This is a genomic window from Pantoea sp. ACRSC, assembly GCF_022346785.1.
GTDB lineage: Bacteria > Pseudomonadota > Gammaproteobacteria > Enterobacterales > Enterobacteriaceae > Pantoea > Pantoea alvi.
Genome location: NZ_JAKRNN010000016.1, coordinates 25641 through 46411 on the forward strand (window position 1 = coordinate 25641; position 20771 = coordinate 46411).

Annotated in this window: 14 protein-coding genes; 7 read left to right on the plus strand and 7 right to left on the minus strand. The window is 60.3% G+C overall.

Translation table 11 applies throughout. The features are described 5' to 3' along the window. Window positions 1–109 precede the first annotated feature (109 nt). Entirely contained in the window at window positions 110–1540 is a 1431-nt protein-coding gene (locus tag MHZ97_RS15590) for a cytosine permease (RefSeq protein WP_103797227.1), read from the plus strand. A 172-nt stretch (window positions 1541–1712) separates the two neighbouring features. On the opposite strand, the gene malT is transcribed toward MHZ97_RS15590, so the two are convergent. After that, the gene (malT, locus tag MHZ97_RS15595; RefSeq protein WP_103797226.1) at window positions 1713–4415 is read right to left on the minus strand and encodes an HTH-type transcriptional regulator MalT; all 2703 of its coding nucleotides are present in this window, start codon (window positions 4413–4415) and stop codon (window positions 1713–1715) included. A gap of 281 nt (window positions 4416–4696) precedes the next feature. Between malT and malP the strand changes: the two genes are divergently transcribed. After that, window positions 4697–7099, plus strand: coding sequence for a maltodextrin phosphorylase (gene malP, locus MHZ97_RS15600; RefSeq protein ID WP_239314976.1), 2403 nt, complete (start codon window positions 4697–4699; stop codon window positions 7097–7099). Window positions 7100–7107: 8 nt separating this feature from the next. Continuing rightward, window positions 7108–9177 carry a 4-alpha-glucanotransferase gene (malQ, locus tag MHZ97_RS15605; protein ID WP_103797224.1) on the plus strand — a complete coding sequence of 690 codons (2070 nt, stop codon included), beginning with the start codon at window positions 7108–7110 and terminating at the stop codon, window positions 9175–9177. A 71-nt stretch (window positions 9178–9248) separates the two neighbouring features. On the opposite strand, the gene MHZ97_RS15610 is transcribed toward malQ, so the two are convergent. The 5 genes from MHZ97_RS15610 to malK all read right to left on the minus strand — a co-directional run bounded on the left by MHZ97_RS15610 (window position 9249) and on the right by malK (window position 13521). Then, window positions 9249–9665 carry a type II toxin-antitoxin system VapC family toxin gene (locus MHZ97_RS15610; protein WP_103797223.1) on the minus strand — a complete coding sequence of 139 codons (417 nt, stop codon included), beginning with the start codon at window positions 9663–9665 and terminating at the stop codon, window positions 9249–9251. Continuing rightward, a complete protein-coding gene (gene vapB / locus MHZ97_RS15615; RefSeq protein ID WP_048782087.1) occupies window positions 9662–9892 on the minus strand; it encodes a type II toxin-antitoxin system VapB family antitoxin in 231 nt (76 codons plus the stop codon). Before vapB ends, MHZ97_RS15610 begins: the two co-directional genes overlap by 4 nt. A gap of 143 nt (window positions 9893–10035) precedes the next feature. Then, window positions 10036–10950 carry a maltose operon protein MalM gene (malM, locus tag MHZ97_RS15620; protein ID WP_103797222.1) on the minus strand — a complete coding sequence of 305 codons (915 nt, stop codon included), beginning with the start codon at window positions 10948–10950 and terminating at the stop codon, window positions 10036–10038. Window positions 10951–11068: 118 nt separating this feature from the next. After that, window positions 11069–12370: a maltoporin gene (locus MHZ97_RS15625; protein WP_033755645.1), complete on the minus strand. Its 1302-nt coding sequence runs from the start codon at window positions 12368–12370 to the stop codon at window positions 11069–11071. Between the two features lie 41 nt (window positions 12371–12411). Next, complete coding sequence (gene malK / locus MHZ97_RS15630; protein WP_033755647.1) at window positions 12412–13521, minus strand: maltose/maltodextrin ABC transporter ATP-binding protein MalK; 1110 nt, start codon at window positions 13519–13521, stop codon at window positions 12412–12414. 362 nt (window positions 13522–13883) lie between these two features. Here malK and malE point away from each other — a divergent pair, with 362 nt between their 5' ends. Genes malE through malG form a run of 3 tightly spaced genes read left to right on the plus strand, consistent with a single transcriptional unit; the run spans window position 13884 to window position 17566 of the window. Continuing rightward, window positions 13884–15074, plus strand: coding sequence for a maltose/maltodextrin ABC transporter substrate-binding protein MalE (malE, locus tag MHZ97_RS15635; RefSeq protein ID WP_146053864.1), 1191 nt, complete (start codon window positions 13884–13886; stop codon window positions 15072–15074). A 59-nt stretch (window positions 15075–15133) separates the two neighbouring features. Next, on the plus strand, window positions 15134–16666 hold the full coding sequence (gene malF / locus MHZ97_RS15640) for a maltose ABC transporter permease MalF (RefSeq protein WP_084885377.1): 1533 nt from the start codon (window positions 15134–15136) through the stop codon (window positions 16664–16666). A 9-nt stretch (window positions 16667–16675) separates the two neighbouring features. Further along, a complete protein-coding gene (malG, locus tag MHZ97_RS15645) occupies window positions 16676–17566 on the plus strand; it encodes a maltose ABC transporter permease MalG (RefSeq protein WP_033792433.1) in 891 nt (296 codons plus the stop codon). A 163-nt stretch (window positions 17567–17729) separates the two neighbouring features. On the opposite strand, the gene MHZ97_RS15650 is transcribed toward malG, so the two are convergent. Beyond that, window positions 17730–18803: an aldo/keto reductase gene (locus MHZ97_RS15650; RefSeq protein WP_239314977.1), complete on the minus strand. Its 1074-nt coding sequence runs from the start codon at window positions 18801–18803 to the stop codon at window positions 17730–17732. Between the two features lie 443 nt (window positions 18804–19246). Between MHZ97_RS15650 and oxlT the strand changes: the two genes are divergently transcribed. After that, window positions 19247–20530, plus strand: a complete 1284-nt coding sequence (gene oxlT / locus MHZ97_RS15655) for an oxalate/formate MFS antiporter (RefSeq protein ID WP_103797219.1) — start codon at window positions 19247–19249, stop codon at window positions 20528–20530. Window positions 20531–20771: the final 241 nt, after the last annotated feature.

Genomic DNA, 20771 nt, shown 5'->3' on the forward strand with positions numbered 1-20771 from the left:
TGTAACTTTTAAAACGGCATGACAACATCCGTACATGTATATACATGTAGCGTCGCAACGGTTAACAAAGGGCAGATAATAATTAACACTTCAACCTGGCGAGGAACCTATGTCAGCGGAACTTCCTGCATCAGCGCGTTCAGACGGCGAGAGCCAGCGGCTTTCTGAAACCCGATCGATCGATTTTATTCCCCACCGCGAACGTCACGGACATCCGTTCAGCCAGTTCACGCTATGGTTCGGCGGCAATCTGCAAATTACGGCTATCGTCACAGGCGCGCTCGCCGTGGTGCTGGGCGGCGATGTGGTCTGGTCGATTATCGGCCTGCTCGTGGGCCAGATCATCGGCGCGGCGGTGATGGCGCTGCACGCCGTGCAGGGACCGCGACTGGGCCTGCCGCAGATGATCACCAGCCGCATTCAGTTCGGCGTCTTCGGCGCGGTGATCCCGCTGGTGCTGGTATGCATTATGTATATCGGCTTCTCCGCCAGCGGCACGGTGCTGGCCGGTCAGGCGATGGCGAAGCTGCTGCATATTAATAACGCCGCCGGGATGATCCTGTTCAGCCTGATCATTATCGTGATTGCGGTGCTGGGATATCGCGTTATTCATAAGCTGGGCAAAGTAGCCAGCGTCATCGGCGTGCTGGCGTTCTTCTATCTGTTCGTCACGCTGCTCTCAACCCACGATTTAGCGCCGCTCTGGCAGAATCGCCACTTCGCTTTCTCAACCTTTTTACTCGCCGTCTCTCTCTCCTCGTCATGGCAGATCGCGTTTTGCCCCTATGTCTCCGACTATTCGCGCTACCTGCCGCAGGAGGTCTCCGCGAAACGTCTGTTCAGCGCGGTGTTCTTCGGTACCGTGCTCGGCACCCAGGCGTCGATGACGCTGGGCGTTATCGTCGCGGCTATCGCGGGCAGCGCCTTCTCCGGCAATGAGGTGGGCTATATCGTTGGCTTAGGCAGCAGCGCCACCATGGCGATGGTGATCTATTTTGCCATTTGCTTCGGCAAGATCACCTTTACCACGCTGAACGCCTACGGCAGCTTTATGTCGCTGACCACCATCGTTTCCGGCTTCAGCCGGCAAACCTCCCTGAGCCGGGGCGGACGGATTGGTTTCGTAGTGCTGATGGTGGCGATCTCCTGCGGTATCGCGCTGATCAGCGAGCCTGCTTTTCTTAAATCGTTCACCCACTTTCTGCTGTTCCTGCTGGCCTTTTTCGTGCCCTGGAGCGCCATCAGCCTGACCGATTTTTACCTTATTACCAAAGGCCATATCGACATTCCCGCGCTGTCGCAGCCGGACGGGCGCTACGGCCGCTGGAACTGGCCGGGCATCGCCACCTATTTTATCGGCGTGCTGATCCAGCTGCCTTTTATCGATAATCCGCTGCACCACGGCTCGCTGACCTGGATTTTCGCCGGGAATGACGTCTCGTGGGTTATCGGCTGGTTCGCTACGGCGCTGCTGTGGCTGGGGATGCGGCGTTTCGACCGCCGCGGTGCGCTGAGCGCGACGCGCTATCCGGTACAGTGAGTAAAAGCGGTGTGACCCTCTCACAGCCGTAAAAAAGGGGTGTCTGTGAGGGGGGCATTTCTGGCCGCAGGCTGGCGGGAAAGAGCCTCAGTGGCGGATTTGTGCCAGACCCTTTCCGGAAATCCCGCTCATTTTCATGAGGCTATCACGCTCGAGCACAGGGCGGGCAACTTCACACATACCCCATCAGCTTCAGCATCGACTGCGCCTGATGCATCGCCTCGGCGCGATGCGAGACGCCCAGCTTCTGATAGAGGTTGCGGATATGGGTTTTAATGGTGGTGGCGGCCACATCCAGCTCCCCGGCGATCTGGTCGTTGCTGTAGCCGGAGTAGATCAGGCCCAGCACCTGCCATTCGCGCTGCGTCAGCGGGCTGGTGCGGATCAGCTCCGGCACGTCGGGATGATTCAGCAGTCGGCTGACGAATCCCTCGTCGAAGTGGGCGAACTTATGGCGATGGTATTTGTTAATTTCATTCAGGATACGGCGCGCGCGATGATTATCCAGCTCTTCCAGCGCGTTAAGCTGGATAAGCTGGCGCAGCTGCTGCGCCATGATCTCGCCTTCGATCACGAAATGGCTGATAAAGCCGGTGCCGCGCGCCAGCTTCAGCGCCTCGATGAGCGCGCGCTGCGCTTCGGCTTTGCGTCCGGTCTGCCAGTAGATCTGATTGAGCAGCAGCAGGTTGCGGTTCATATCGCTCATCAGACGCAGCGCGCGTGCGTTTTCGTTGAGCTCTTCCAGCACCACTTCCGCCTGGCTGAGATCGCCCTGCAGGATCTGCGCCCGCGCGATATTGCGCCACTGCCCCTGCAGGAAGTGGTTATTGGCGAAGGCGGGCTTCGCGGTGTGCCGCATCCAGTGGCTGGCGCTCTGGACGTCACCCGTCATCTGCCAGTAGATCACCCTCACCTTGTCGGCGTTGGCGATCCAGTCGCTGTGCAGGCTGCCGTTGTTGAGCAGATTCTCCAGACGGTTCAGGTAGCTGCGCGCGTTATCCAGATTGCCGCGCGCCAGCGAGCACTGCACCAGCAGGCCCAGACACTGGATCTGCTGCTGCGGCGGGTAGCCCTTCAACACTTTCATACCTTCGCGCGCCGCCTGCTCCGCCTCGTCCAGCCGGCCCCACGCCCACATCAGCTGGGCGCGAATGCGCAGCAGAAACTCGTGCAGCGGAAACTGCGCCAGATGCTGCTCGCCAACCAGCACGAACGCTTTCTCCTGAATCTCCCAGGCGGCCTGCAGAAATCCCTGCGCGAAAAGAATTTCGCTTTGCTGGATCAGGCTCCAGAGCGCGTAGTGCCAGGTTTCGTCGCGGCGCGCCATCTGCTCGGTCTGACGCATCAGCGCCAGCGAACTCGCCAGCTCGCCTTTGCAGTGCATCACTTCGCCATGCACCGAGGTAGCGACGATGCGGCTGTAGCGGCGGCTTTCCGGCAGGGCTTCCAGCGCCAGGCGGGCAAGCTGCTCCGCCTCTTCGGTGTTGCCGTCGTTGATCGCCACCTGCGCACGCACGGCGTTGAATTCGCCCTGTAGCGCGGCGTCGATCTCGCAGCTGCACGCCTGCTCGAACTTCGCCAGCAGGCGGTTAACCTCGGAAAAGCGATGCTGGCTCTGCATCAGCCAGGCCTGTAGCAGCACCAGGCGTGGATTATCCACCAGCGTCGCCCAGGGAAGCGCGCTCAGCGAGTTCTCCAGCAGCGCCAGCTCGCTCTGATTGAACAGCGTCCAGGCGTGCGCCAGCAGCACGTCGCGCAGCATCTCGACGTCGCCTGAGGCGAGCGCATGATGGATCGCTTCGCCGGGGAATCCCTGCGCCATCCAGCTTTGCGCGGCTGCGCGATGCACCGCGGGCAGCTCGGCTGCCAGCTCCCACTGACAACGCTGGCGCAAAAACGATCCAAACAGCGGGTGATAGCTGAACCACTGGCCCGAATCATCCATACGCTGCAGGAAGAGCCCTCGCCGCTCAATCTCCTCCAGCCGCATGCGTCCGTTCGCCTCGCTGGTCACGCAGGCGACCAGGGCGTCATTCATCGAGCGTAGCAGCGCGGTTTTCAGCAGGAAATGACGCGTCGCGTCGTCGATATTGTCCAGCACCTCCTCCACCAGATAGTCGGCAAGGTGGCTGGCGTTGATGCCGGAGAGCCGCCGCGCGGAGTCCTGCGCCGAGCCGGCGCCCTGACGCGCGGAAATAGCGATCAGCTGAAGCGCCGTCGCCCAGCCCGCCACGTCGTCGCACAGGCGCCCGCTCTCTTCAGAGGCGAGCGGCGCGCTCAGGCGACAGTCAAAAAACTGTTTCGCCTCGTGATGGGTAAACGCCAGCTGCTGGCTGCCCAGCTCCAGCAGCTGTTCGCGCACGCGCAGATTAGCGATGCCGAGCTGCGGCAGATTGCGCGACAGCACGACCAGCGTCAGGTTGTCGGGCTGATGGCGCAGGAAAAAGCGCATCGCCTCATGAATGGCGGGGTTGGCGATGTGGTGATAGTCATCCACGATCAGCCACAGCGGCTGCCGCCAGTCGGCCAGCTCGATAAACAGCTGCGCGAAAAGCGCGTTGAGGTTGACGTACTGCCGCTTCTGCGCCAGCGTTTCGCTGCGGCTGCAGCCGCCCTGCGTCGCCTGCTGCAGCGCCGCGATAAGATAGTCGGCGAAGCGCTCCGGCTGATTGTCGCCCTCGTCTAATGAATACCAGCCCAGATCCTTTCTATCCGCCGCCCACTGCGAGACCAGCGTGGTTTTGCCGTAGCCCGCCGGACTGGTAATCAACACCAGCCGGTAATTGCCCGCTGCGCCCAGCTTTTGCAGCAGGCGATCGCGCGTGACGGTGCTTTCAAGGCGTACGGGACGACTGAGCTTCGAGGGAATTAACATGGGCGCACGCTTCTCCATTAACGTTCAGCGCATCATTTTTTTACGCTTCGTAATTAATCTTCATACACGTTCACGGATCCGTTAGCTGAATGCAAGCGAACCTGTAAGGCAGGCTTAACAAAAGCGAGTGCAATCACACTCCTGCGCCGCTTTCAGATTTACCCTGGCCTCTCCGCCCTCGTTATCCTCCCTGCTGAATTTCATGCAGGAGGAGGAGCGCCCGAAAGGCGGCAGGCAAACTGGCAGGCAATCCCTTTTCGTTCTGACAGGAAGCACACGACATGAATTCGCAACCCTTCGATCACGCCCGCTTTACCGCCGCACTCACGCGGCAGTGGCAACGCTTCGGCCTGCGCGACGCGCAGGAGATGACGCAACAGCAGTGGTGGCAGGCGCTGAGCGGCGCGCTGGCCGAACTGCTGGCCGAACTGCCTGCGCAGCCCGCATCCGGGCCGCAGCGCCACGTTAACTATCTCTCCATGGAGTTTCTCACCGGCCGGCTGACGGGAAATAACCTGCTCAACCTGGGCTGGTATCAGGCGGTCGCCGACGCGCTCGCCGCCTGGGGCATCGCCCTGAGCGACGTGCTGGAGCGCGAGACCGATCCGGCGCTCGGCAACGGCGGCCTGGGACGGCTGGCGGCCTGTTTTCTCGACGCGATGGCCACCACCGGCCAGCCCGCCATCGGCTACGGCCTGAACTATCAATATGGCCTGTTTCGCCAGCGTTTTATCGAAGGCGCGCAGCATGAACAGCCTGACGACTGGGGACGCGACCGCTATCCCTGGTTTCGTCACAACGCCGCGCTGACCGTGCAGGTCGGTCTGGGCGGCAAGGTGGTGACGGAAGAGGGGCGCCCGCGCTGGGAGCCCGCTTTCCTGCTGCAGGGCGAGGCCTGGGATCTGCCCGTCGTCGGCTATGGCAACGGCGTCACCCAGCCGCTGCGCCTCTGGCAGGCGAAACACGCGCGTCCGTTCAACCTGCAGCGCTTCAACGACGGCGATTTCCTGCGCGCCGAACAGCAGGGCATCGATGCGGAGAAGCTGACGAAGGTGCTCTACCCCAACGACAATCATCAGGCCGGGAAAAAGCTGCGCCTGATGCAGCAATATTTTCAGTGCGCCTGCACGCTGGCCGACATCCTGCGTCGTCACCATCAGGCGGGCCGCGCCATCGAGACGCTGCCCGACTATGAAGTGATCCAGCTCAACGATACCCATCCGACGCTGGCGATCCCGGAGCTGCTGCGCCTGCTGATCGACGAGCATCAGCTCTCCTGGGATCGGGCGTGGCGCATTACGCAGCGCACCTTCGCCTACACCAACCATACGCTGATGCCGGAGGCGCTGGAGTGCTGGAACCTGCGTCTGGTACGCGCGCTGCTGCCGCGCCATATGATGATTATCAATACGCTGAACGCGCAGCTCAAAAAAGAGGTTGAGGCGCGCTGGCCCGGCAATGAGGCGATCTGGGCGAAGCTGGCGGTGGTGCACAATCAGCAGCTGCGCATGGCTAACCTCTGCGTGGTCAGCGGTTTTGCGGTCAACGGCGTGGCGGCGCTGCACTCCCGGCTGGTGGTGCAGGATCTCTTCCCGGAATACCACGCGCTGTGGCCGGAGAAGTTTCACAACGTCACTAACGGCATTACGCCGCGTCGCTGGATCCAGCAGTGCAATCCGGCGCTGGCCACGCTGATTGACAATACGCTGTCGCGCCCCTGGGTTAACGATCTGGATGCGCTCAGCGACCTGGCGCCGCTGGCGGACGACGCCGCGTTTCGCGCGGAGTATCGCGCCATCAAGCAGCAGAACAAGGCGGCGTTAACGCGCTGGATCGCCGAAAAGACCGGTATCCGCGTTCAGCCTGACGCCCTGTTCGACGTGCAGATCAAGCGCCTCCACGAATATAAGCGCCAGCATCTGATGCTGCTGCATATCATCGCCCTGTGGCAAACGCTGGTCAGCGATCCGCAGGCGAATCTGACGCCGCGCGTGATGCTGTTCGGCGCCAAAGCGGCGCCGGGCTACGCGCTGGCGAAAAATATCATTTACGCCATTAACAAGGTGGCGGCCGTGGTTAACGCCGATCCGCGCGTCGGCGACCGCCTTAAAATCGTGTTTATTCCCGACTACAACGTCTCGGTGGCGGAGCGGCTCATTCCTGCCGCCGATCTCTCCGAGCAGATCTCGACGGCGGGCAAAGAGGCTTCCGGAACCGGCAACATGAAGCTGGCGCTTAACGGCGCGCTGACGATTGGCACCCTGGACGGCGCGAACGTGGAGATCGCCCAGCAGGTCGGCGAGGAGAATATCTTTATTTTCGGCCATACCGTCGAGCAGGTGACTGCGCTGAAGCAGGCGGGCTACGCGCCGGCGACCTGGCGCAAAAAAGATCCGCAGCTGGATCGGGCGCTGACCGCGCTGGAGGACGGCACCTTTAGCGACGGCGACACGACGGCCTTCGACGCGCTGGTGCGCAGCCTGGGCCCGACGGGCGGCGATCCCTACCTGGTGCTGGCCGATTTCCACCACTATCTCAACGCCCAGCAGCAGGTCGAAGCGCTGTGGGCCGATCCGGACGCCTGGACGCGCGCCGCGATCCTGAACACCGCGCGCTGCGGCATGTTCAGCGCCGACCGCGCCATCCGCGATTATCAGCAACGTATCTGGCAGGCCGCGCGCTGAGGAACGCCATGAAACCGAAAAATCATCTCGATCGCGCCGCAGACGGCCTGATTGCGCCCGATTACATTGATGCCCACGGCCGGCCGCAGCAGGTCTCTACGCTGACCCGCGAGCGTCTGCTGGGGCTGATGCAGCCTCAGAACGCGGGCGCGTCTCCGCTGCCGCCTGCGGCCATCTTACGCCAGGGCGAGCCGCTGACGCTCTCGCCGGTGCTTCTCAGCGCGGCCAGCTGGCAGCTGACCAGCGAAGGGGGCGCGTGCTGGTCAGGCCGCTGCGCGGCGGGCGAAACCCTGACGCTGCCGCCGTTGCCGGACGGCTACCACCAGCTGACGCTGGAGCATGAGGCGCAGCGCTACGGCTGCTGCGTTATCGTCGCGCCGCCGCGCTGCTATGAGCCGCCCGCGCTGCTGGCGGGCGAATCGCTGTGGGGCAGCTGCATCCAGCTCTATACGCTGCGATCGGCACATAACTGGGGCATCGGCGACTTTGGCGATCTGCGGCGGATGATCGACGAGACGGCGCGCCGCGGCGGCGCCTTTGTCGGGCTGAACCCCCTGCACGCCCTGTTTCCCGCCGAGCCAGAGAGCGCCAGCCCGTACAGTCCTTCGTCGCGCCGCTGGCTCAATATTCTCTACATCGACGTCAACGCGGTGCCGGACTTTCAGCAGAGCGAGGCGGCGCGGGCCTGGTGGCGTCTTGAGGCGACCCAGCAGGCGTTGCAGGCGGCGCGCCGCGCGGAATGGGTAGATTACCCTGCCGTGACGCGCCTGAAACTGGAGGGCTTACGGCTGGCCTGGCAGGCGTTTCGACTGCGCGACGCGGATGACGCGGAGGCGGCGGCGTTTGAGGATTTTGTCGAGGCGGGCGGCGACAGCCTGCTCTGCCAGGGCCTGTTTGACGCCCTGCATGCCGAGCAACGTAAGCAGGATGGTGACAGTCACGGCTGGCAAAGCTGGCCGGACGCCTTTCAGCATCCCGACAGCGCCGCCGTGCTGGCATTTCGCATTGAGCAGAGCGATGAGGTGCGCTTTTATCTCTGGCTGCAGTGGCTCGCGGCCCGGCAGTTCGCGGCGTGCTGGCAGCGCTGTCGGCAGCATGAGATGGCGATCGGCCTGTACCGCGATCTGGCGGTAGGCGTGGCGCGCGACGGCGCCGAAACCTGGCGCGAGCGGGAGCTTTACTGTCTTGAGGCGAGCGTCGGCGCGCCGCCCGATATTCTCGGTCCGCTGGGGCAAAACTGGGGGCTGCCGCCGATGGATCCGCAGGTGATGGCCGCGCGCGCGTTTGAGCCCTGGATCACCCTGTTGCGCGCCAGCATGCAGGATTGCGGCGCGCTGCGTATCGATCATGTGATGGCGCTGCTGCGCCTCTGGTGGATCCCGCAGGGCGAAAGCGCGGCGGAAGGCGCCTATGTGCACTATCCGGTGGACGCGCTGCTGGCAATTCTGGCGCTGGAGAGTCAGCGCCACCGCTGTATGGTGATCGGCGAGGATTTAGGCACCGTGCCGGCGGCGATCGTCGACAAACTGCGGGACGCGGGCGTCTACTCCTACAAGGTGCTCTATTTCGAGCAGGCGTCGAAGCAGGCGTTCCGCGCGCCGGGGCAGTGGCCGCGCCAGGCGATGGCGGTCGCCACCACCCACGATATGCCGACGCTGCGCGGCTGGTGGCGCAGCGACGATCTTCGTCTGGGCAGCAAGCTGGGCCTCTATCCCGATAAGGACGTCCTGGCGGGGCTGTATCGCGACAGGCAGGCGGCAAGGAAAGCGCTGTTGCAGACCCTGCTGCGCAGCGGCGCGCTGCCCCCGCGCCGGCGCTTTCAGCGGGGCGGCGCGCGTATGACCCGCGCGCTCAGCCAGGCGATTCTGGGCTATCTGGCCGACACGCAAAGCGCCCTGCTCGGCCTGCAGCCGGAAGAGTGGCTGGATATGACGACGCCGGTAAACGTGCCCGGCACCGTCGACGCCTGGCCTAACTGGCGGCGCAAGCTCAGCGCGACGCTGGAGGAGATGTTCAGCGATCCGGCGGTCGATGCGCTGCTGGCGGCGGTGGATCGCGGCAGAAAGGGAATGAAATAGAAGAGAGACGTTAGCCCGCCGCGCGCGGGCTGACGATTATGGACTGCGCTATTTCCATCACCGTCAGACGATCATTTGCTCCAGTCTTCAAAAACAAGCCCTGGCACGCGCTCAAATTCCTTGACGTTATGGGTAACAAGCATGGCGTCAGCCGCAATAGCGTGCCCGGCAATGGCGGTATCATTCGGGCCAATGGGCCTGTCAATAGCGGTCAGCGCACGCTTGATTTCTGTGGTTGCGTCCACTGCATGGCGATCCCAGGCCAGAATGGCATCCAGGCGCGCGCAGAACGCTTCAACCAGCTGTACATGGCGAGGCGACGCTTTCTTGCCAACAGCGCCAAACCGCATTTCCGCATAGGTTATCGCCGACACAACAATTCGATGACGACGCAGCACAGCTTGCTCCAGCCGCATGAGTACGGCTTCCGGCTGTTCCCGCATAATAAAAGAGCAGATATTTGTATCGAGCATATAGGTTTTAATCACAGCTCAAATCGCCCTTCATCGCTGAAAACGTCTGCACGCTCCGTCATAAAATCGGCGTCAGCCTTTTCTTGCTCGCGAAATGACCCCCAGCTCGGCTTGACTGGTCGCAGGATCAGAGAGTCGCCTTCGCGAATAATCTCCAGTTCGTTTACGCCGTCGAAATCGAGATCGCGCGGCAGGCGAATCGCCCGATTATTACCGTTTTTGAATATCGATACCGTACGCATTTTTTTGTCCTCCCATCCTTACATATGCCAAGAATATGCCGAGGAAGGCGTGATGTATAACCGCCCTTCATACGTTATTTTTCCATAAAAAAAGGTGCGCCGTAGCGCACCAGGTGGGGCAACTCAGCACTGTCGGGGCAGCTTCACCCCTTGCCTTTAACACTGCTGATAAAGGTTTTGCGCGCCGACGTCGAACCCAGGCGTTCCGCCTCGTCCAGCAGCTTGAGGGCTTTATCGATATTGCCCTGATCCACCGCCTGACGGATGCTCTGATTAAAGTAACTTTCGGTATCCTCCACCAGCGGCGCCGACGGCGCGGCGGGCGCGGTGCGTGCCGCCGCCTGCGCAACCGGCTGGGTGCTGCCGACCGTAACCGGCGCCGGACCTGAGGAGCCGAACAGCGGGCCGACCAGAATCGAGGAGGCGGAGCTGGTGGAGACTTTCAGCTTTATTTTGCCGTCCACGCCGTGACGCGCGACCGGATCGGGAATATCGGGCACCGCATGGCCGGTGCCTCTGGCGTAGGCTTTCGCCGGATCCACCAGCGTGGTGGTCTGGCCGAGATCCTGCGCGGTAGTGAATACCAGCAGATAGATTTTTTGCTGGCCCAGCGCCGGCGTCAGCTTCATCACCCCTTCCAGGCGGTCGGCGCTCATCACGCCCGGCTGTTGATAGGTAAAAAAGCGGCTCGGGAACCAGGCGGCGGGACGCAGATTCTCGTCGAGCACCAGCACATTGGGGGCGAATACCTGATTGTGCGCCACTTCGCTGCTCAGCGTCACCGTCAGCTCGCCCTGGCTGGCAGGCAGGCTAAACGCGGCGACAGGACCGGTGATGCCGCTGACGTCAAGCTGCGTGCCGCTCTGCGACAGCGAGATGCTCTGCGGGCGCGAGGTGTCGACGGGCTGCCAGCTCAGTCGCTGCAGGCTCGCGGTCGGGATCGTCGGCGCGGCGGAGAGATCCTGCGGCACCAGGTTAATTTCAGCATGCGCTGGCAGTGCGAGGCTCGTCAGCAGCGCGGCGCTCAGACAGAGTGCGGTAAGCGTTTTCTTTTTCATTTTTTATATTCTCAACAGGCTGTCGGACAGCCGCTGAAGCCAGGCAATGGCCGCGGCTGCTCAGAAAGCGCCGTGCGCTGAACGCACGGCGGCCGTTTGCGTTACAGGTCGGTAGGGTTTACCACCAGATTTCCATCTGCGCGCCGAAGCTCCACTCATCGTTGTCGCCGCGGCTGTTGGTGAAGAGCCCGTTGCCGGTGCTGTCTGCGGAAGCCAGCGAGGTCAGATCGCCGGAGGCATCTTTGCTGTAGCCCCACTTCTCATCCCATTTGGCATAGGTAGCGAACAGGCGCAGCGCCGGGCGCGACCAGATGCTGTCGCCCGCCTGCCACTGCTGAGCGAGGGTGATTTTGTACTGGCCGTTGCGTTCGCTGACCTGCTGCGACTTCACGTTGTCGTAGCCCACTTCCAGCAGGGTGCTCATGATCGGCGTCCATTTGTACATCGGGCGCACGCCGACGGTGTACCACTCGGTGCCGCGGTTGTTGTCCAGATCGGTGTTCTGGTACATCGCCACGTACATCAGGTCCCAGCGATCGGCGAGCGAGATGGCGCCGTGATCGAGGACGCGGTACATGCTGCCGTTGTTGTTGATGTTGGTGCCCTGCGGCAGCCCTTTGCCCTGCGAGGTGAGCGCATCGGTGGCGTACTGCAGCACGAATTTGTTGTAGCCTTTGAGCATGCTCTGGGTATGCTCCGCCGTGAACATCCAGCCATCTTTCGACGCGCCGTCTTCGATACGGTAGCCGTCGCGCGCGTTGGCGCGGCCATAATCGACACCCAGCTCCAGCACGCCGTCCGGGTTGGTTTCCAGTCCGGCCAGGCGCACGTCGAAGACGTCGTTGGCGGTGCTGGTGGCGTAATCGCGGATGCGATCGCTGGAGAAGGTATAGGAGCCGCCCGCCTCTGAGGAGCGCGTCGCCGCGAAAGAGAGCTTGCCGAAGCCGAGATCCACATCTTCCAGACCGGCGCCCGGGCCGGAGATATCCCAGTAGTAGAAGTCGATCATATGCACGTCGTGACGCTGGTAGAAGCGCTTACCGGCCCAGATAGTGGAGCCCGGCAGGGCGTCGATCAGGTTTTTGCCTTTGACGTTCGCCTCGCGGAAGGCGGGGGATGTCGCCTCCCAGTCATTCTGTTGCGCCACTGAATAGGCGACGTTGGTGTCGAAGTAGAAGCTTTTGTCGCCCTCTTTCCACACTTCCTGGCCCAGCTTCAGTTCGGCGTAGGTTTCGCATTCGTTGCCCAGACGGTATTTGCTTTGCGCGCCGGTAGCCTGAAAGCACTGCTGTTCGCCGCCGCTGCCGGTCCAGCCGATGCCGGAACGGGCGTAGCCGGTAAAGTCGACCGCCATCGACGAGGCAGAGATCGTGCCCGCCGCGATGGCGATAGCGACGGGAAGTTTGCGCAGAGTTATCATTTTCTATCTCCTGAGATCATTGCTTTTATTGTTTTGCAGGGCTAAACACCAGGCTCCTGATGCAGCCTGCGACAGGCGCTCCCGTCCTCGCGGAACAGGTGACAGCGCTCCGGTGGCAGGCCAATGCCCATCAGGGCGCCCTCTTCTACCAGCACGACGTCCTCCTGGCGGTAAACCAGGTTTTGACGGATAGCGGGGATCTGGATATGGATTTGCGTTTCGTTGCCGAGCTGCTCGACCACCTGCACCTCGCCCTCGAGCGTGACGTCGGCGATATCGCTGGAGAGCAGGTGTTCAGGTCGGATGCCTAACGACATATTGCTGCCCACCTGGACGCCTGCGCTCTCGACCGGTAGCCAGATGCGCTGATCGTTAGGCAGGCGGACCTGCACCTGATCGATAGCGGTGGCGGTCACTTTGACGGGCAGGAAATTCATGCGCGGCGAGCCGATAAATCCGGCGACGAAGCGGTTAGCGGGATAGTGATAGAGCTCCAGCGGCCTGCCGACCTGGGCGATGCGCCCGGCATCCAGCACCACGATCTTGTCCGCCAGGGTCATCGCCTCGATCTGATCGTGGGTGACGTAAATCATGGTGCGCTTCAGGCGCTTGTGCAGGCGCGAAATCTCGATGCGCATCTGCACGCGCAGCGCGGCGTCCAGGTTGGAGAGCGGCTCGTCGAGTAAAAAGACGCGCGGCTCGGCGACCAGCGTACGGCCGATCGCCACGCGCTGGCGCTGACCGCCGGAGAGCGCTTTGGGCCGACGGTCGAGCAGATGCGCCAGCTGCAGCACTTCCGCCACCTGATTAACGCGATGCTGGATCTCGTCACGCCTGACGCCCGCCAGCTTCAGGCCGAAAGACATATTTTCCGCCACCGACAGGTGCGGATAGAGGGCATAGGACTGAAACACCATGCCGATGCCGCGCTCGGCGGGCGGCACCTCGTTCATTCGCTGGCCGCCGATCAGCAGCTCGCCGCGGGTAATGGTCTCCAGACCGGCGATCATGCGCAGCAGCGTGGATTTGCCGCAGCCCGACGGGCCGACGAACACCACAAACTCTCCTTCGCCGATTTCCAGATTGATGTCCTTCGAGACCAGGGTGTCGCCCCAGGCCTTGGTGACATTGCGTAACGCGACGCTCGCCATGATGCTTTCCTCTCCGCTTGCTCATTCTTGCCTGCATCGCCGCAGGCAGACTCCGGCGTCCACTATGGGAAAGGTTCCGGGCGCGCGCATCCTCCGCCGCAGGCGCTTTAGCTGGGGGATGAGAGAGGAGGAGGAGATCGCCGCGCCTCTCCCTGCAACGGCGGCGGCGCGCGGTTTTTTGTGATCGACTGCGCAGAGTCGCGGCGACCGGAGTGTGCGCCAGACCGTGATAACCGCCCGGTTTTGCAACGGAGATCACGGCTTAGCGTCGGCAGGCGTAGAGCGCGGGAGGATGAGAAGCAGCGGCGGATGGTCACAATGTGCGGGAAAACGATTTCCGTTTCCGCTAACAGGATGGAGTTATGACAATGAAAACCGGCGCACGCATTTTTGCCCTTTCCGCCCTTACGGCCATGCTGTTTTCGGCCTCGGCAATCGCGAAGATCGAAGAGGGAAAACTGGTTATCTGGATCAACGGCGATAAAGGCTATAACGGGCTAGCCGAAGTGGGTAAGAAGTTCGAGCAGGATACCGGCATTAAAGTCACGGTCGAGCATCCGGATAAAATGGAAGAGAAATATCCGCAGGTGGCCGCCACCGGCGACGGCCCGGACATTATCTTCTGGGCGCACGACCGCTTCGGCGGCTATGCCCAGTCGGGGCTGCTGGCGGAGATCTCGCCGGATAAAAGCTTCCAGGAGAAGCTCTTTCCTTTTACCTGGGACGCGGTGCGCTTTAACGGCAAGCTGATCGGCTACCCGGTGTCGGTGGAATCGCTGTCGCTGATCTACAACAAAGATCTGCTGCCTGACCCGCCGAAAAGCTGGGAAGAGATGGCGGCCGTCGACAAACAGCTGCGCGCCAAAGGCAAGAGCGCCATTATGTTCAACCTGCAGGAACCCTACTTCACCTGGCCGCTGCTGGCTGCAGGCGGCGCTTACGCCTTTAAAAAGAGCGACAGCGGCTACGACGTCAAAGATACCGGCGTAGATAACGCCGGCGCGAAAGCGGGCATGCAGTTCCTGGTCAATCAGGTTAAAGCCAAAACCCTCAACGCCGACACCGACTACTCCATCGCCGAAGCGGCGTTCAATAAAGGCCAGACCGCGATGACCATCAACGGTCCCTGGGCCTGGAGCAATATCGACAAGAGCGGCATCAACTACGGCGTCACGCTGCTGCCGACCCTGAACGGCAAACCGTCGAAAACCTTTGTCGGCGTGCTGAGCGCGGGCATCAACGCCGCCAGCCCCAATAAAGAGCTGGCGAAAGAGTTCCTTGAGAACTACCTGCTGACCGATGCCGGTCTGGACGCGGTGAATAAAGACAAACCGCTGGGCGCAGTCACGCTGAAGTCGTTCCAGCAGGCGCTGGAAAAAGACGAGCGCATCGCCGCTACCATGAACAACGCGCGCAGCGGCGACATCATGCCGAATATCCCGCAGATGGCGGCCTTCTGGTATGCGATGCGCACCGCCACGCTTAACGCCCTGAGCGGACGTCAGAGCGTCGATGCCGCGCTGAAAGATGCGCAGGCGCGCCTGAACAAGTAACGCCTCTCCCAAAGCCGGTTCGCGCCGGCTTACCACTGGTTGTTAAGGAACACCGAATCATGTCAGGAAAACCGAAAACAGGAGGCGCGGGCCAGCTGCTGAAGCGCGTTCTCGTCGGGATCTGCTGTCTGCTGGTCGGCTACCTTCTGGTGCTGATGTATGCGCAGGGCGAATATCTGTTTGCGCTGCTGACGCTGATCGTCAGCGCGGCGGGCATCTGGATCTACGCTAACCGGCGCGCCTACGCCTGGCGCTATGTTTATCCCGGTCTCGCCGGGATGGCGCTGTTTGTGCTCTTTCCCCTCGCCTGTACCGTGGCGATCGCCTTTACCAACTACAGCAGCACCAACCAGCTCACCCAGGCGCGCGCGCAGCAGGTGTTGCTGAGCCGTCAGTATCAGGACGGCGCGGGAATGAACTTCGCGCTCTATCCTGCGGGCGATCGCTGGCAGCTGGTGCTCTCCGCCGACAGCGAGAGCTATGTCTCGCCGCCGTTCGCTTTTGGCGGCGAACAGCAGCTCAGCATGACCCCTGCCGCGCCGCCGGCGGGCCAGCGCGCGACGCTGAAGGTCGTCACCGGCAACCGGCAGGCGCTCAGTCAACTCCGCGCCAGGCTGCCGGACGGCCGCGAACTGGTGATGAGTTCGCTGCGACAGTTCTCCGGCACGCGGCCGCTCTATCAGCTCACCGCCGACCAGCGGCTGAAAAATCAGCAGAGCGGCGAGATCTATCAGGCGAACGATCAAACTGGCTTCTTTCAGCGCGTCAACGCCGACGGCAGCTGGGGCAGCGAGCAGCTCAGCCCGGGCTTTACGGTTGGCGCAGGCTGGAAGAACTTTGTGCGCGTCTTTACCGACGAAGGCATCCAGAAGCCCTTCCTGGCGATTTTCGGCTGGACGCTGCTCTTCTCCCTGCTGACCGTGGCGCTGACCGTCGCCGTCGGTATGGTGCTCGCCTGTCTGGTGCAGTGGGAGGCGCTGAAAGGCAAAGCGATTTATCGCGTGATGCTGATCCTGCCCTACGCCGTACCGGCCTTTATTTCGATACTGATTTTCAAGGGGCTGTTTAACCAGAGCTTCGGCGAGATCAACGTGCTGCTCAACGCCCTGTTCGGCCTGCAGCCCGCCTGGTTCAGCGACCCGCTGCTGGCGCGCGCCATGCTGGTTATCGTCAATACCTGGCTGGGCTATCCCTATATGATGATCCTCTGCATGGGGCTGCTGAAGGCGATTCCGGACGATCTCTACGAAGCCTCGGCGATGGATGGCGCGGGGCCGATGCAGAATTTCTTTCTGATTACCCTGCCGCTGCTGCTGAAGCCGCTGATGCCGCTGATGATCGCCAGCTTCGCCTTTAATTTTAACAACTTCGTGCTGGTGCAGCTGCTGACCAACGGCGGCCCCGATCGCCTTGGCACCACCACGCCGGCGGGCTATACCGATCTGCTGGTGAACTATACGTGGCGCATCGCCTTCGAGGGGGGCGGCGGACAGGACTTTGGTCTGGCGGCGGCGATCGCCACCCTGATCTTCCTGCTGGTGGGCGCGCTGGCGGTGATTAACCTGAAAGCCGTGCGGATGAAGTTCGACTAAGGAGGCGTTATGGCTATGGTACAACCTAAATCGCAGAAGCTGCGTCTGCTGCTGACCCATCTGCTGCTGCTGGCGTTTATCGCCGCGATTCTTTTCCCGCTGCTGATGGTGGTGGCGATCTCGCTGCGCGCGGGCAACTTCGCCACCGGCAGCCTGATCCCGGAGCAGATCTCCTGGGAGCACTGGCGGCTGGCGCTGGGCTTCAGCGTGACCCATGCCGATGGCCGCGTCACGCCGCCGCCGTTCCCGGTGCTGCTGTGGCTGTGGAACTCGGTGAAGATCGCCGGCATCAGCGCGCTCGGCATAGTGGCGCTTTCCACCACCTGCGCCTATGCTTTTGCTCGCATGCGCTTCGCCGGACGCGCCAGCCTGTTGAAAGGGATGCTGATTTTTCAGATGTTCCCGGCTGTGCTTTCGCTGGTGGCGCTTTATGCTTTATTCGATCGGCTGGGGCAGTATCTGCCTTTCCTGGGGTTGAATACGCACGGCGGCGTGATTTTCGCCTACCTGGGCGGTATCGCGCTGCACGTCTGGACGATTAAAGGCTATTTCGAAACCATCGACGGCTCGCTTGAAGAGGCGGCCGCGCTGGACGGCGCGACGCCGTGGCAGGCGTTCCGACTGGTGCTCTTGCCGCTGTCGGTGCCGATCCTGGCGGTGGTGTTTATTCTGGCGTTTATCGCCGCGGTAACGGAAGTGCCGGTCGCTTCGCTGCTGCTGCGGGACGTCAACAGCTATACCCTGGCGGTGGGGATGCAGCAGTATCTCAACCCGCAGAACTATCTGTGGGGCGACTTCGCCGCCGCCGCCGTGCTCTCCGCCATCCCGATCACGCTGGTGTTTCTGCTGGCGCAGCGCTGGCTGGTCAGCGGCCTGACGGCGGGCGGCGTTAAGGGCTAATCTCTTCATCATTGCAGTGCCACTGCTTCCTCAATACTAACCATAATTGAGGGTTTTTGGCGGCCTTAGGGCCGCCGTTTTTATTTGTGCTGAAAGAGGCGCTTACGGCATAAAAATAAAGGCTGACCACATCGCGCGGCCAGCGTGCGGCTTATTTCTGCGCCTAATCTTTACGTTCGTCGAGGGTCTGACGGTACTCGTCCAGGAAGGGTTGCTCTGCCGGATCGATACGGTCCATGCCGCTGGTGAAGCGGTGCCAGTAGGGATAGCGCGGCGCCGGACGCGTCACGCGTTCAATGCGCTGGCGCTGCTCATTGCTCAGGGTGAGTTCGAAGGCGTTGAGGTTTTCACGCAGATGCGTTTCGCTGCGGTTGCCGACGATCAGCGCGCTGACGCCGGGACGCTCCGCCAGCCAGGCCAGGCAGACCTGCGCGATAGAGGCGTTAATCTCTTTGCCGACCTGCTCCAGCACCTCGATAACGTTATAGGCGTGCTCCATATCGTGGACGTAGGGTTCCGGCCAGCCGCTGCCCTGACGCGTGGATGCCGGCGCTTTGCCGTGACGGCTGACCGCGCCGGTCAGCAGGCCTTCGCCCAGCGGCCCCCAGATCAGCGTGCCGATCTGCTGGTCGATCGCCATCGGCAGCAGCTCGAACTCCGCTTCGCGCGATTCCGGCGTGTAGTAGATTTGCTGGCTAACAGGCTTGAGCAGCTGCTGTTCGCTGGCGCAGCCTAACGTCTTCATCATCTGCCAGGCGGTGTAGTTGGAGGTGCCGAAGTAGCGGATTTTGCCGCTTTTCACCAGATCTTCCAGCGCGCGCAGCGTCTCTTCAACCGAGGTGACGCCATCCCAGTTATGGATCTGATAAAGGTCGATGTGGTCGGTTTTCAGGCGGCGCAGGCTCGCTTCGCACGCTTTGACGAGATGGTAACGGCTGGCGCCGCTCTCATTCGGGCCATCGCCCAGCGGGCTGCGCGCTTTGCTCGCCAGAATGACCTTGTCACGTTTATCGCCGAGCGCTTCGCCGACCACCTCTTCCGCGCCGCCCATCGAATAGAGATCGGCGGTGTCGATCATATTAACGCCGTGATCTAGCGCGATATCGATAAAGCGGCGCGCTTCGCTGGCGTTAACGTTGCCGGTTTTTTCAAAGCCGGCTTTGCCGCCGAACGGCACGGTGCCCAGCACGAATTTCGAGACCAGCAGGCCCGAGTGGCCCAGTTTACGGTATTGCATTTACTTTCCTCCTTTACAGCTTAAAAAGGCGATCGTAGTCGCAATGGGTTTTGTGTGTTCAGGGGGAAAAGCGTAGGAGAGGATTGGGAGGGGTGCAAATTGTTCAAAAGCAAGTCAGCAAAGGTGCAATTTATTTTTTCCTTGTAACAACTACATTAAATGCTGAAGTAAGGTATTTGTAAAAAAATAAATCACGATCTGCTAGCTAAAATGCGCAATATTTTCGCGCAAAAAATAGATAAACATGTAAACCATCACTTTGCGTAACAGTTTGTTTGGGGAGATGAGCCCTGGTAATGCTATAAATATATTCACTCGCACATTTTTGATGCGAGACGCCACATTTTAGGGCAAGAATCTTCCTCATGTATATTAAATTTCTATAAAACAGCGATATTAGCGTTCTGTTCAGGCATGGCACGGTAAATGCTTTAAAAAGTAAAATGCGTTTAAGCCGGAGTGTGATGATGTCAAGTTCAGTATTATCAGAGGTAGAGGTTTCCCACTACAGAAAGAAATGGGCGCAACTCTTTTTGGGGTTGGTGTGCATGATTTCAATCTCCAGCCCGCAATATGTCTGGGCGCTTTTTACCCGACCTTTGATGGAAAAATTACACGCGCCACTGGCAGAAATTCAGATCACCTTTTCACTTTTAATCATCCTTCAGACGTTTTTCTCCCCGCTTCAGGGAAAATTAATTGACCGTTTTGGCCCGCGCGTGCTTATCACCATCGGGACGCTGATGGCCGGTATTAGCTGGATGCTCGTCTCACGGCTTGACTCGCTTTTTGAACTCTACCTTTATTATGGAGTAATTGGTGGTCTTGGCACGGGCATCGTTTATATCGGTGTGGTCGGATTAATGGTTCGCTGGTTCCCTGAAAAAAGAGGATTTGCAACGGGCATGGTGGCAGCAGGTTATGGAATGGGGGCCATTTTAACAACCTTTCCTGTCACCGCCTCGCTCGCTACAGCAGGACTGGAAAAGACGTTTTGGCAGTTTGGCATTATGATGGCATCCGTTGGATTTATTGCCAGCCAGGGGCTAAGGATGCCAAAAGATAGTATTGAATCGCGCGCAGGGCAGCGATCAGCTGACGCTCCCAAAAGTTTCAGCTCAAAAGAAATGCTACGGCAGCCCATATTCTGGCTGATGTTTATCATGATGACCATGATGTCTACATCAGGACTTATGGTTACGTCACAGATGGCTATATTTTCTGAAGACTTTGGCATCACTTCAATAACAATTTTGGGGATGGCGGCTTTACCCTTGGCCATGACCATAGACCGCTTGATGAATGGCCTTACACGACCCTTTTGTGGTTACATTTCCGATCGTATTGGTCGTGAAAAAATGATGTTTTTTGCTTTTGGTCTTGAAGGCATTGCTATGACGTTGTGGCTGTTATGTAAAAGTGATCCTGTGTTATTTGTTTTACTTTCCGGCGTAGTTTTCTTTGGCTGGGGAGAGATATTTTCTTTATTCCCGGCAACCTTAACGGACACCTTTGGCACTCGCTTCGCTACGGAGAATTACGGTTGGCTTTATATTTCTCAGGGTATTGGTTCTATATTCGGTGGTCCCGTAGCGGCATTGCTTTATCAGCATACGCATAACTGGAGCATAGTATTTGGCAGCGCCATTACTCTGGACATTGCCTGTGCTTTACTTGCCATATGGGTACTTAAGCCCTGGCGGGCGCGATTTTTAGCCAAAGCCTGATTTAAAGCCGGTGAGTTGCAGGTTCAGTATTTGTTATTGAATCTGCAATTTTAGGCCTCTAACTGAATTGTTTTTTATTTGAAACTGTCAGCATATTTAAATATTGATTCTGCCTGTGCCTCCTGCTCACTATCCATCATGGGTGAGCTAAATTTCTAACTTCATATAACAAGACTTATACAAACCCAGCGACATCCCTTCCTAAACCCGCTATCATGCGGATCCGGTCTGGATCCTGAGC